Annotated in this window: 11 protein-coding genes; 7 read left to right on the forward strand and 4 right to left on the reverse strand. The window is 65.3% G+C overall.

Annotated features, from left to right (window positions below):
* Positions 1–11: 11 nt before the first annotated feature.
* From atzF to BBTA_RS03400, 4 genes are all read right to left on the reverse strand, one after another.
* Positions 12–1,802 (reverse strand): allophanate hydrolase, encoded by a 1,791-nt coding sequence (gene atzF / locus BBTA_RS03385; RefSeq protein WP_041751207.1) that lies wholly within the window; start codon positions 1,800–1,802, stop codon positions 12–14.
* Between the two features lie 225 nt (positions 1,803–2,027).
* Positions 2,028–3,302, reverse strand: coding sequence for an NAD(P)/FAD-dependent oxidoreductase (locus tag BBTA_RS03390; protein WP_012041042.1), 1,275 nt, complete (start codon positions 3,300–3,302; stop codon positions 2,028–2,030).
* Between the two features lie 112 nt (positions 3,303–3,414).
* Positions 3,415–3,948 carry a DUF805 domain-containing protein gene (locus BBTA_RS03395; protein WP_041751208.1) on the reverse strand — a complete coding sequence of 178 codons (534 nt, stop codon included), beginning with the start codon at positions 3,946–3,948 and terminating at the stop codon, positions 3,415–3,417.
* A 327-nt stretch (positions 3,949–4,275) separates the two neighbouring features.
* A complete protein-coding gene (locus tag BBTA_RS03400; RefSeq protein ID WP_012041044.1) occupies positions 4,276–4,782 on the reverse strand; it encodes a MarR family winged helix-turn-helix transcriptional regulator in 507 nt (168 codons plus the stop codon).
* Positions 4,783–4,859: 77 nt separating this feature from the next.
* On the opposite strand from BBTA_RS03400, the gene BBTA_RS03405 reads away from it, so the two are divergent.
* From BBTA_RS03405 to BBTA_RS03435, 7 genes are all read left to right on the forward strand, one after another.
* Positions 4,860–6,089, forward strand: a complete 1,230-nt coding sequence (locus BBTA_RS03405; RefSeq protein WP_012041045.1) for a cytochrome P450 — start codon at positions 4,860–4,862, stop codon at positions 6,087–6,089.
* An 8-nt stretch (positions 6,090–6,097) separates the two neighbouring features.
* Positions 6,098–6,421, forward strand: coding sequence for a 2Fe-2S iron-sulfur cluster-binding protein (locus BBTA_RS03410; protein ID WP_012041046.1), 324 nt, complete (start codon positions 6,098–6,100; stop codon positions 6,419–6,421).
* 51 nt (positions 6,422–6,472) lie between these two features.
* The gene (locus BBTA_RS03415) at positions 6,473–7,690 is read left to right on the forward strand and encodes an ABC transporter substrate-binding protein (RefSeq protein ID WP_012041047.1); all 1,218 of its coding nucleotides are present in this window, start codon (positions 6,473–6,475) and stop codon (positions 7,688–7,690) included.
* 398 nt (positions 7,691–8,088) lie between these two features.
* Positions 8,089–9,261: an ABC transporter substrate-binding protein gene (locus BBTA_RS03420; protein ID WP_012041048.1), complete on the forward strand. Its 1,173-nt coding sequence runs from the start codon at positions 8,089–8,091 to the stop codon at positions 9,259–9,261.
* A 142-nt stretch (positions 9,262–9,403) separates the two neighbouring features.
* Positions 9,404–10,321, forward strand: coding sequence for a branched-chain amino acid ABC transporter permease (locus BBTA_RS03425; protein ID WP_012041049.1), 918 nt, complete (start codon positions 9,404–9,406; stop codon positions 10,319–10,321).
* Positions 10,318–11,265, forward strand: a complete 948-nt coding sequence (locus tag BBTA_RS03430; RefSeq protein ID WP_012041050.1) for a branched-chain amino acid ABC transporter permease — start codon at positions 10,318–10,320, stop codon at positions 11,263–11,265. The genes BBTA_RS03425 and BBTA_RS03430 overlap by 4 nt, the downstream gene beginning before the upstream one ends.
* Entirely contained in the window at positions 11,258–12,028 is a 771-nt protein-coding gene (locus tag BBTA_RS03435; protein ID WP_012041051.1) for an ABC transporter ATP-binding protein, read from the forward strand. Before BBTA_RS03430 ends, BBTA_RS03435 begins: the two co-directional genes overlap by 8 nt.
* The last annotated feature ends 10 nt before the right edge of the window (positions 12,029–12,038 follow it).

The following is a 12,038-nucleotide window of genomic DNA, read 5'->3' on the forward strand; positions in this document are numbered from 1 at the left end:
ACTAACGTCGATCAGCTCTTCTGCGCCATATACGCGCGCCAGCCGCCGAACTCCGAGATGTCGCGTGCGCCATCAAGCGCTGCAGGCTCGACCAGGAAGCCCTTGGCACTGCGGCCGTCGGCGAGCCGGATCGTGCCGATCGACAGCGGCGGCGGGATGAGGTCCACAAACTTGCCGAAGCCGGCGGCTGACAGCGCCCAGAGCTCGACCTCCATCGCCGCCCCCTTGCCGGCCTCGATGCGCAGCATGCCGGGCTTGGGCGGCGTGGTCGGCAGCGCATAGAGCTTGTAGTCCGGTGCGGTCCTGGCTGCTTCCAGCAGACGGCCACCGAGACGGGTCAGCTCGTGATTGAGCGCCATGCCGGAGAGATGCGCGCCGACCACCACGATCGCGATCTCGTCGCCATGTAGCGATGGCGATACGGCCGCGAGCGGTGGCTGCGGTGTCGCTTTGGCGCCCACCGGCAGCGCGGTGTCGGCATGGAAGGCGCGCCCGAGGCTCGCGAGCGCGGCGTCGTGTCCGGCCGGCGCCAGCAGCGTGATGCCGAACGGAATGCCATCGCTGCGCATCGCAGCCGGCACCGCCAGTCCGCACAGATCGAGCAGATTGACGAAATTGGTGTAGGTGCCGAGCCGGCTGTTGAGCAGGATCGGATCGGCCAGCACCTCCGCAGTGGTGTAGGCGGTGGGCGCGGTCGGCAGCACCAGCGCATCGACAGCGGCGAAGGTGCGCTCGGCCACTTTGCGCAGCGCCTGCAGCCGATACAGCGCGGCGAAGGTGTCGGCCGCGCTGCCGCGTGCGCCGCCGATGGTGATCTCGCGCGTCACCGGATGGATCGCGTCGGGATCGGACGCCAGGAGATCGCGGATCACGAGATAGCGTTCGGCGACCCAGGGGCCTTCATAGAGCAGCCGTGCCGTCTCGTAGAACGGCTCGAGGTCGAATGCGACGAGTTCGGCGCCGAGCTTGACGAAGCGCGCCACGGCGGCGCCGTAAGCGGCCTCGGCGGCTTTGTCGCCGAAGAAGATCAGTTGTCCCGGGCGGGGAATGCCGAGCTTCACGCCGCGCGGAAATGCCGTCACCGCGCCGAGCGGCCGGTCGCGCGAGAACGGATCGAGCGGATCCGGCGCGGCCATGACGTCGAGCGCTGCGACCGCATCATCGACCGTTAAAGAGAACACCGAGATGCAGTCGAGGGTGCGGCAGGCCGGCACCAGGCCGGCGGTCGAAATCATGCCGAGGCTCGGCTTCAGCCCGACGATGTTGTTGAGCATGGCCGGAACGCGGCCGGAGCCCGCCGTATCCGTTCCGAGCGACAGCGGCACGAGCCCTGCCGAGACCGCGACCGCCGATCCGGAGCTCGATCCGCCCGGCACCAGATCGCCGCGTACCGGATTGGTCGGGATGCCATAGGGCGAGCGCACGCCGACGAGGCCCGTGGCGAACTGGTCGAGATTGGTCTTGCCGATGATGATGGCGCCGGCGGCGCGTAGCCGCGCCACTGCGGTGGAATCGCGGGTCGGCGTGTAGGCAAAGGCCGGGCATGCGGCTGTCGTCGGCAGTCCCGCGACGTCGATATTGTCCTTGACCGCAACGGGCACGCCGAACAGCGGCAGTGCCGCGGCGTCCTGGCCGGCAAGCCGCTGCGCCTCGGCGATCGCATCCGCTTCGTCGCGCAGGCTGATGAAGATGGCAGGGTCATCATGCGCGCGAATCCGCGCGTAGCAGCGTGCGATCGTATCCTTGGGGGTCGTCAGGCCGGCCCGATGGGCGGCGACGATCTCGGCGACGGTTTCGGTCACGAAGCGCTCCGCCGTCGAGAGCCCGATGTCTGGCTTGCCATGTCCTTGCGCTCCGCTTCGCCGATCCTGCTGCGAACGTAGCAAGCCACGTGCCATTGTGTACATTGGCCGGAACTGGCAGCTCGTTGAAAATTGTTCGTTTTCAGTGATTTGCAGCAACCGCTCGGCACGAGCTTGGCAGAATTGTCCTGCGAAGCAGGCGATTTGCCTAAATAATAATCGGCTTCAATCCATCACCTTGCTGCTGCCCTGGGTGATCAGGCGGGCCGCGCGCTGGTCGCGGGCGTGAATCCATAGCCAGCTCAGGGCGACACTGAGCCGATTGCGCAGGCCGATCAGAAAATAGATGTGGGCGAGCCCCCAGATCCACCATGCCAGGGCCCCGCGCAGCTTGATCCAGCCGAAATCGATCACCGCGAGCCGCTTGCCGATCTGGGCGAGACTGCCGGCGTGATGGTAGCGGAACGGCCGCAGCGTGCGGCCGGCAAGCCGCGCCTTGATCGCCTCCGCGACGTAGCGGCCTTGCTGCTTCGCGGCCGGCGCGATGCCGGGCACCGGCTGGCCGTTCCAGGCGGCGATCGTCACTGTGTCGCCGATGGCGAAGATCTCGGGGTGGCCCGGCACGGTGAGGTCCGGCGCGACCTGCAGACGGCCGGCGCGATCCGCCGGCGCGCCGAGCCATTCCGCCGCGCGCGAGGCGCGCACGCCGGCCGCCCAAATAAGGGTGCGCGTATCCAGCCGCTTGCCGCCATAGACGACGCTGTCCGCCGTGCATTCGGTCACCGCCTGGCCCAGCACGACCTCGACGCCGATGCGCTCGAGCGACGTCAGCGTGTAGGCCGAGAGGTCTTCCGGAAAGCCGCCGAGCACCCGCGGTCCCGCCTCGATCAGCACCACGCGGGCTTCGTGGGTATCGATGCTGCGGAAATCCGGCGGCAGCGTCGAGCGCGCCAACTCGGCGATGGTGCCGGCGAGTTCGACGCCGGTGGGCCCTGCGCCGATGATCACGAAGGTCATCCAGGCCGCGCGCCGGGCCGGATCGCGCTCGCGCTCGGCGCGCTCGAATGCGACGAGGATGCGCCGCCGCAAGGTCGTCGCGTCCTCGAGCGTCTTCAGGCCCGGTGCGAACGGCTCCCATTCGTCATGACCGAAATAGGCGTGGCGGGCGCCCGTCGCGAGCACCAGCGTGTCATAGGCGACGTCAGTGTCGTCTTCCAACAGCACGCGGCGGCCGGCCGCGTCGATGCCCTTGACGCTCGCGAACAGGGTGGTCACCTCCGGCCGGTTCCGCACCAGCGACCGGATCGGCCAGGCGATCTCGGAGGTCGCCAGCGAGGCCGTCGCCACCTGGTAGAGCAGCGGCTGGAACAGATGGTGGTTGCGGCGGTCGATCAGCGTGATGCGGACGGGCGCGCCGGCCAGCCGGTACGTCGTTTCGAGGCCGCCAAAACCGGCGCCGACGATGACCACGTGATGCGGATTCTGGGCCTGACCCGTCATGAAGCTGGTTCTCGCTGCTGCGCCCCGGCTTCAATTCAACACGCCAAGCCTGGGTTGCTTCAAGCCCGTCTTGGCTATGGTGCGATAGCGCCCGACTATCGGGCCGGCGTGATCAGTAGAGGCCGCGGCCGGCGTCGCCGCCGGTGATGCGCGCGAGCCGCGCCTCGGTGGCCGGGACCCGGCTACCGCGGCCCGACGTCGGTGGCGTGCGGGTCATGGAGGGGCCGCCGGACGATGCGTCGTCGGCGCCGCTCGGGAAGAACAGCAGCGCAATGCTGAGGCCGAGATTGATCAGCGCGCCGACCCATGTGCCGTGGTGTGATCCCGGCAACGCATAGTCTGGGAACCGGCCGGCGACGACATAATCCAGCACCATGGCGGCGATCCAGCCCGGAATCACGCAGACCGGGTCCCAGCCGATGTCGCGGAAGCGCATCGCCTGCAGCATCACGTTCGCCCACAGGAACAGGGCGATCAGCACCACGATCGTCCCGCCCAGGACCAGGCCGGGCATTTTGGGAATTGCGGCCAGCGCAACGACCACCACGGTCGCAACGATCGCCGAGCCGACCCCGAGGCCGAGAGAGGCCAGGAAGTACTGCAACCGTCCGAGACGCGCATTGAAACCGAAGAAGAAGCCCAACATCCGCTGCTCCCGCATTCCGCGCCGCAACGGGCGGACCTGATCGACAGTCGTAGCAACGCGACATTTCCGGCCGCCTTCGCGGATGGCTAAAAGTTGAGACATCGCGCCGCAGCGGTCCCTCCGCTGCAAAGTTTATAGTTGCCAAAGCAACCAATATGTGGAACGTTCGAACCGTGAAGAAAAGAAGGCGCAGGAGGGCTTGCGCCTTGCACAGGGAATGGAAACGTCATGCGCTGCCTGCTCGCGGCAGGCGCGATCGCTTGCGTGCGCGCCGACAGGCGGCCAAGCTGCGGTGATCCGCTCCGGGACCGATCGATCCGAGACGGCTCAGCTCGCGCCGGTGACGGCGTCGAGATTGTCGTGAATGCGGCGGAGCAGCGCGATCAGCATCTCCTGCTCATTCTTGTCGAGACATGCCAGCAGTCGCCGCTCGCGCTCCAGTGCGGCGACAATGACCTTGTCATGGGTGGCGCGGCCCTTGGCCGTCAGCGATATCGAATGGCTGCGGCCGTCCTGCGGATCGTTGCGGATCGCGATCAGGCCGCGGTCCTTCATCAGCGCAAGGGTGCGGCTGACCGGACCCTTGTCGAAACCGATGACGCTGCAGATGCGCGACGCCGGAATGCCGGGTTCGATCGCCAGCAGCGACATGATCCGCCATTCGGTGACGTTGACACCGAAATTAAGCTGATAGAACGCGGTCGCGCTGTTCGACAGTTTGTTGGCGATGAAGGTGATGAAGGCCGGCACATAGCGGTCGAGGTCGAGCGTGAGGCCGTGTTCCTCAGGCTCGCGCGGCGGCGCTTTGCGCGGCGTTCTGATTTTCTCGCTCATGACCCCCAACGTCCATGCATCGCCAGTCATAGGGATAGGAAAAGCCGCATGACAAGGCCAAACTTCGGGAGCAACGCATGAACCCACCAGGTCTTTCCGCAGGCGCGGCCGGCACGTCGCCGCCCGCGATTCCGCATCTCGGCATCGATCCGTTTGCGATCTCGTTCTTCGATGATCCCTATCCTGCGCACCAGCAGATGCGCGAGGCGGCCCCCGTGGTCTACCTCGATCGATGGAATGTCTATGGCGTCGCGCGCTATGCCGAGGTCTATGCGGTCCTGAACGATCCCTTGACCTTCTGCTCCAGCCGCGGCGTGGGCCTCAGCGACTTCGCCAAGGAGACGCCGTGGCGTCCGCCGAGCCTGATCCTGGAGGCGGATCCGCCGGCGCATACGCGCACGCGCGCGGTGCTGAGCAAGGTGTTGTCGCCGGCGGTCATGAAGCGGCTGCGCGACGGCTTCATGGCCGCGGCCGAGGCCAAGGTTGACGAACTCGTGGCCCGCGGCTCGTTCGACGCCATTCCCGATCTCGCCGAAGCCTATCCGCTGTCGGTGTTCCCCGATGCGCTCGGCCTCCAGCCGGAGGGCCGCGAGCATCTCATTCCCTATGCCAGCCTGGTGTTCAACGCGTTCGGGCCGCCGAACGAGTTGCGCCAGCAGGCGATCGAGCGCTCGGCGCCGCATCAGGCCTATGTCACCGCGCAGTGCCAGCGCGACAATCTCACGCCGGGCGGCTTCGGCGCCTGCATCCACGCCTTCAGCGACAGCGGCGAGATCACGCCGGCCGAGGCGCCGCTGCTGGTGCGTTCGCTGCTCTCAGCCGGCCTCGACACGACCGTCTACGGCATCGGCGCCGCGGTCTATTGCCTCGCCCGTTTTCCCGATCAATGGGCGCGATTACGTGCCGACCCGGCGCTGGCCCGCAACGCGTTCGAGGAGGCGGTGCGCTTCGAAAGTCCGGTGCAGACCTTCTTCCGCACCACGACGCGCGATGTCGAACTCGGCGGTGTCGTGATCCCCGAAGGGGAGAAGGTGCTGATGTTCCTGGGCGCGGCCAACCGCGACCCGCGCCGCTGGGAGCGGCCGGACAGCTATGACATCACCCGAAAGGTCTCCGGCCATGTCGGCTTCGGCTCCGGCATCCACATGTGCGTCGGCCAACTCGTCGCGCGCCTCGAAGGCGAGGCGGTGCTGACCGCGCTCGCCCGCAAAGTCGGCGCGATCACGATGAGCGACGAGCCGAAGCGCCGCTACAACAACACGCTGCGCGGGCTGGAGAGCCTGCCGGTCACCTTCACTCCAGCCTGAGCTGTCCCATGACCACGATCACCTTCATTCATCCCGACAACCGCAGCGAGACGGTCGAAGCCGAGGACGGCGCCACCGTCATGCTGGCCGCGCTCACCCATGGCGTCGACGGCATCGTCGCCGAATGCGGCGGCAACGCCGTCTGCGCCACCTGCCACGTCTATGTCGACGACGCCTGGACCTCGAAACTCGAGCCGGTCTCCGACGACGAGGATGCGCTGCTCGACGGCACCGCGGCCGAGCGCCGGCCGAACAGCCGGCTGTCCTGCCAGATCAAGGTGCAGCCGGCGCTCGCCGGGCTCGTTGTCCGCATTCCGGACCGGCAGAGCTGATTTCTTTCGGCACCGACAACAATGAAAACAAGCAAGAGGGGAAGGAACATCATGACGCAATTCAAGACGTGTGCGCTCGCGCTGGTCGCATCGTTCGGCGTGGCGGCAGCATCCGCCGGCGAGATCTCGGACAATGTCGTGCGCGTCGGTGTGCTCAACGACATCTCCGGCATCTTCCAGGACACGAACGGCATGGGCTCGGTCGAGGCCGCGCGCATGGCGGCCGAGGATTTCAACGGTGGCGGCAAGGGTATCAAGGTCGAGATCGTCTATGCCGATCACCAGAACAAGGCCGATGTCGGCTCGGCGATCGTCCGCAAATGGCTCGATGTCGACAAGGTCGATGCTGTCGTCGACGTGCCCAACTCAGCCGTGGGGCTCACCGTCAACGAGCTCCTGCGCAACAGCCGCATGACCTTCCTGGCTTCTTCCACCGCGAGCTCCGATCTCACCGGCAAGGCCTGCTCGCCGAATACGATCCAGTGGGTCAACGATGCCTGGGCGACCGGCAACACCACGGCGGCCGCGATGATGGGGCGCGGTGGCAAGGACTGGTATTTCATCACGGTCAACTACGCGCTCGGCCAGGGCATCGAGGCGGAAGCCACCAGCTACATCGAGAAGCATGGCGGCAAAGTGCTGGGCTCGGCCAAGCATCCGCTCGGCACCACAGACTTCGCCTCGTTCCTGCTGCAGGCGCAGGGCTCGAAGGCCAAGGTGATCGGGCTCGCCAATGCCGGCGGCGACACCATCAACGCGGTCAAGCAGGCGTCCGAGTTCGGCATCCAGCAGGGCGGCCAGTCGCTGGTCGCCTTCCTGCTGTTCATCAACGACATCCATGGCATGGGCCTGAAGGCGGCGCAGGGCCTGCAGCTGCTCGAAGCCTTCTACTGGGACATGGATGACGACACCCGCGCCTTCGCCAAGCGCTTCGCGGCGCGTCCCGGCATGAACGGCAAGATGCCGAGCGGCAACCAGGCCGGCGTCTACGCCTCCACGCTCGCTTATCTCAACGCCGTCGCGGCGACCGGCAGCGATGATGCCAAGGACGTCGTACCTCAGATGAAGACGGTGAAGGGCAAGGACAGATTGTTCGGTGACGTGACCATCCGCGCCGACGGCCGCGTCGTGCATCCGATGTACCTGTTCGAGGTCAAAAAGCCCGAGGAGTCGAAATATCCCTACGACTACTATCGGCTGGTCTCGACGATCCCGGCCGACCAGGCGTTTCGGCCGATCGCGGACGGTGGGTGCGCGCTGGTGAAGTAGAGCGGTTCGTCTTCACCCCGTCGGAAGAGCACATGACATCTGAAACTGCTGATCAGTTGCTCCGTCATGCCCGGGCGTGTCCCGGGCATCCACGTCGTGCGGCGGTCCTCGAAAGACGTGGATGGCCCGGACACGCCCGGCCATGAAGGCTCCTGGGCGTGATCTCGCCCCTCCTGGGCTTTTGCCTCTGCGGCCGACTGTACTGTGCTGCAGTATCCTTAACAGGCACTATAGTTCTTGCCTTTGCCCGTTTCCGGGAATTATGGTGCATGGATCGAGGGTGCGCGAAACGACGATCGTGCTATGAAGCGCTGCGACGAAACGTCGCCGCTTGTCGCTCTGCCGCGTGCCAGTGACGTAACAACGATAAGAACGACGTGATGAGGGGAGGGAAGATCATGAAGACGAGCTTCTGGCTGGCAGGTGCCGCGGCGCTGCTGTTTTCGAGCACGGCCTTTGCCGGCGACACCATCAAGATCGGCTTCGTCTCGACGTTCAGCGGTCCCACGGCGGTGATCGGCAACGACATGCGCAATTCGTTCGAGCTCGCGCTCGACCATCTCGGCCGCAAGATGAACGGCAAGCCGGTCGAGGTGATCTACGAGGACGACCAGCAGAAGCCCGACGTCGGCAAGCAGAAGACCGAGAAACTGGTGCAGTCCGACAAGGTCGACTTCATCGTCGGCTACATCTGGTCGAACGTGCTGCTGGCCTCGCTCAAGACGGCCGTGGATTCCCAGACCTTCCTGATCTCGGCCAATGCTGGGCCGTCGCAGCTCGCCGGCGAATTGTGCTCGCCTTACGTGTTCTCGACCTCCTGGCAGAACGACCAGACGCCCGCCGCGATGGGCCTCTATATGAACCAGAAGGGCGTCAAGTCGGTGTTTTTGATCGGCCCGAATTATGCGGCTGGCAAGGACATGCTGGCCGGCCTGAAGAGCACCTTCAAGGGCCAGATCGTCGGTGAGGAATATACGGTGTGGCCGAGCCAGCTCGACTTCTCGGCCGAGCTGTCGAAGGCGCGTGCCTCGGGCGCAGAATCCATCTTCGTATTCTATCCTGGCGCGGCCGGCGTGCAGTTCCTCAATCAATACGTGCAGGCTGGCCTGAAGGAAAAGATGCCGCTCTATACGGCGTTCACCGTCGACGAATTGTCGCTGCCGCTGCAGAAGGACAATGCGATCGGCGTGCCCGGCGCCCAGGAATGGGTCAACGACCTGCCGAACGAGCAGAACAAGACCTTCGTCGCCGACTATCGCAAGAAGTACACCGGCCTGCGCCCGACCTATTACGGCGCCCAGGCCTATGATGCCGCGCAATTGATCAACAGCGCGGTGGTTGCGGTCAAGGGCGATACGTCCAAGAAGGACGCTATGAAGGCCGAGATGGAGAAGGCCAACTTCAAGTCGCTGCGCGGCGCGTTCAAGTTCGGCAACAACCACATCCCGATCCAGAGCTTCTACCTGCAGGACGTTGTCAAGGACGCCGATGGCCAGCTGTCCCTGAAGACGGTCGCCACCATCGTCGAGAACGACCAGGACCGTTTCCACGACAAGTGCCCGATGAAATAAGCAGAAGAACTCCCGGCCGGAGCGTGAACCGGCCTGGAATTTGCTTGAAGCTTAAAACATCTCCGTTCTAAGATCCGGACGGGCATGGCGGCAGCTCCTGACACGGTTCTGCCGCCGTCTTTTTGAGCGTGAAGTGAGGGGCATGCTTCTCGTCGTCGAACAATTCCTGAACGGGCTGCAGTTCGGACTGCTGCTGTTTCTGCTGGCTGCCGGCCTGACGCTGGTGTTCGGCATCATGGATCTTGTCAACCTCGCCCATGGCTCGCTCTACATGATGGGCGCCTATTTCGCGGCGACCTTCGTGGCCTGGACCGGCAGTTTCGTGCTTGGCGCCGTGATGGCGCTCGGTGCCACGCTTCTGCTCGGCATCGTGCTCGAATTCACGGCACTCCGGCATCTTTATGGGCGCGACCATCTCGACCACGTGTTGGCGACCTTCGGCCTGATCCTGTTCTTCAACGAGGCGGTTCGGCTGATCTGGGGGCCTGCGGGACTGGCGCTGCCGCTGCCGTCGTGGCTTGCGTTCCCGGTCACGATCATGCCTGGCATTCAATATCCTGCCTATCGGCTGGCGATCATCGTCGTGGCGCTGCTGGTGGCACTGCTGCTGTATCTCGGCGTGATGCGGACGCGGATCGGCATGCTGATCCGCGCCGGCGCCTCCAACCGCGAGATGATCGGCGCGCTCGGCATCAACATCAAGCTGCTCTACACCCTGGTGTTCGGGCTCGGCGCCGCGCTCGCCGGCCTCGCCGGGCTGATGCAGGCGCCGATCCTCACCGTGCAGATCGGCATGGGTGAGAACATCCTGATCCTCGCTTTCGTCGTGATCGTGATCGGCGGCATCGGCTCGATCCGCGGCGCCTTCATCGCGGCGATCATGATCGGCCTCATCGACACCATGGGCCGCGCCTTCCTGCCCAATTTGCTGCGCCAGGTGCTGAACTCGGCCGCGGCCTCCACTGCGGCGCCGGCAATGTCGTCGATGCTGATCTATCTCCTGATGGCGATCGTGCTGGTGGCGCGGCCTGAAGGTCTGTTCCCGGCCAACCGCAGATGAAATCCCAGCTCAACGTCTCGACCCTCGTGGCGGTCCTCGTCGTGGCCGGCCTCGTGCTGCTGCCGGTCTATTCGAACCTCACCGGCAACATCTTCATCCTCACGCTGTTCACCCGCATCGTGATCCTGGCCTTGGCGGCCGTCAGCCTGAACCTGATCATGGGCTATGGCGGCATGATGAGCTTTGGACATGCCGCCTATCTCGGCATCGGCGGCTACGCCGTCGGCATCCTGGCGCAGGAGGGCATCGGCTCCGGCTGGGCCCAGTTCGCGGTCGCGATCGCGGTTTCGGCGCTCTATGCGCTGGTGATCGGCGCGCTGTCTTTGCGCACCCGCGGCGTCTATTTCATCATGATCACGCTGGCCTTCGCGCAGATGGCCTATTACGTCGCCTCGGGCCTCGCCCGCTATGGCGGCGACGATGGCCTGACCGTCTACAAGCGCAGCGATTTCGGCGGCCTGATCAATCTCGGCAACCGTGTGCAGTTCTATTATCTCTGCCTGTTCTGCCTGCTCGCGGTCGTGGTGCTGATCTGGCGCATCGTCAATTCGCGCTTCGGCCTGGTGCTGCAGGGGCTGCGCTCCAATGAGCAGCGCATGCAGGCGATCGGCTTCCCGTCGAAGCGCTACAAGCTCGCCTGCTTCGTCATTGCCGGCATGCTGTGCGGACTGTCCGGCGCGCTGCTTGCCAACAACACCGATTTCGTCAGCCCCGCCGTGATGTACTGGACCCGCTCCGGCGATCTGATGGTGATGGTGATCCTGGGCGGCATGGGCACGCTGATGGGGCCGGTCGTCGGCTCCGTCGTGTTCCTGGTGCTGGAGGAGGTGCTGTCGCAGCTCACCGAATATTGGGCGCTGATCATGGGGCCGCTGCTGCTTTTGATCGTGCTGTTCGGCCGCGGCGGCATCATGGGCATGCTCGGGAGATTGAACCGTGGCTGAACCGCTGCTTCGCGTCGACAATCTCGTCCGCCGCTTCGGCGGCATCGTCGCCACCGATCACGTCTGCCTCGATGTGTCCAAGGGCGAGATCCACGCCATCATCGGCCCGAACGGCGCCGGCAAGACCACCTTGATCAGCCAGCTCACCGGCCATCTCGCGCCGCATGCGGGTCGCATCTTCTTAGGGGGCCGCGACATCTCGCATTTCCCGGCCTACAAGCGCAGCGCGCTGGGGCTCGCGCGCTCGTTCCAGATCACCTCGCTGCTGACCGACTTCACTGCGGCGGACAATGTCGCGCTGGCGGCGCAGGCCCATGACGGCCGGCACTCATTCCGGTTCTTTGCCAATGCGCGCAAGGAGAAGACGCTGCGCGATGCCGCGCGCGCCGCGCTCGAGCGCGTCGGCCTCGGCCACCGCGCCGACGTGCTCGTCTCCAAGCTGAGCCATGGCGAGCAGCGTGAGCTGGAGTTGGCGGTCGCGCTCGCGACCAAGCCGCAACTGCTGCTGCTCGACGAGCCGATGGCCGGCCTCGGGGTCACCGAGTCGCAGCGCATGGTGAAGCTGCTGAATGAGCTGCGCAAAGAGGTCTCGATCGTGCTGGTCGAGCACGACATGGAGGCGGTGTTCGCGCTGGCCGATCGTATCTCGGTGCTGGTCTATGGCCGGATCATCGCCTCGGGCAGACCGGATGAGATCCGGCAGAACGAAGAGGTCAAGCGCGCCTATCTCGGCGATCAGCACGTGGTGGTCGGCCATGGTTGATCAGGGAACA

This window comes from Bradyrhizobium sp. BTAi1, assembly GCF_000015165.1.
Classification (GTDB): domain Bacteria; phylum Pseudomonadota; class Alphaproteobacteria; order Rhizobiales; family Xanthobacteraceae; genus Bradyrhizobium; species Bradyrhizobium denitrificans.

What these genes read in the sequence shown, in the direction of transcription:
- BBTA_RS03410 (WP_012041046.1), top strand. Translation starts at nt 6,098, where the DNA reads ATGACCACGATCACCTTCATTCATCCCGACAACCGCAGCGAGACGGTC.
- BBTA_RS03400 (WP_012041044.1), bottom strand. Translation starts at nt 4,782, where the DNA reads ATGAGCGAGAAAATCAGAACGCCGCGCAAAGCGCCGCCGCGCGAGCCT.
- BBTA_RS03415 (WP_012041047.1), top strand. Translation starts at nt 6,473, where the DNA reads ATGACGCAATTCAAGACGTGTGCGCTCGCGCTGGTCGCATCGTTCGGC.
- BBTA_RS03405 (WP_012041045.1), top strand. Translation starts at nt 4,860, where the DNA reads ATGAACCCACCAGGTCTTTCCGCAGGCGCGGCCGGCACGTCGCCGCCC.
- BBTA_RS03430 (WP_012041050.1), top strand. Translation starts at nt 10,318, where the DNA reads ATGAAATCCCAGCTCAACGTCTCGACCCTCGTGGCGGTCCTCGTCGTG.
- BBTA_RS03420 (WP_012041048.1), top strand. Translation starts at nt 8,089, where the DNA reads ATGAAGACGAGCTTCTGGCTGGCAGGTGCCGCGGCGCTGCTGTTTTCG.
- BBTA_RS03390 (WP_012041042.1), bottom strand. Translation starts at nt 3,302, where the DNA reads ATGACGGGTCAGGCCCAGAATCCGCATCACGTGGTCATCGTCGGCGCC.
- BBTA_RS03395 (WP_041751208.1), bottom strand. Translation starts at nt 3,948, where the DNA reads ATGTTGGGCTTCTTCTTCGGTTTCAATGCGCGTCTCGGACGGTTGCAG.
- BBTA_RS03425 (WP_012041049.1), top strand. Translation starts at nt 9,404, where the DNA reads ATGCTTCTCGTCGTCGAACAATTCCTGAACGGGCTGCAGTTCGGACTG.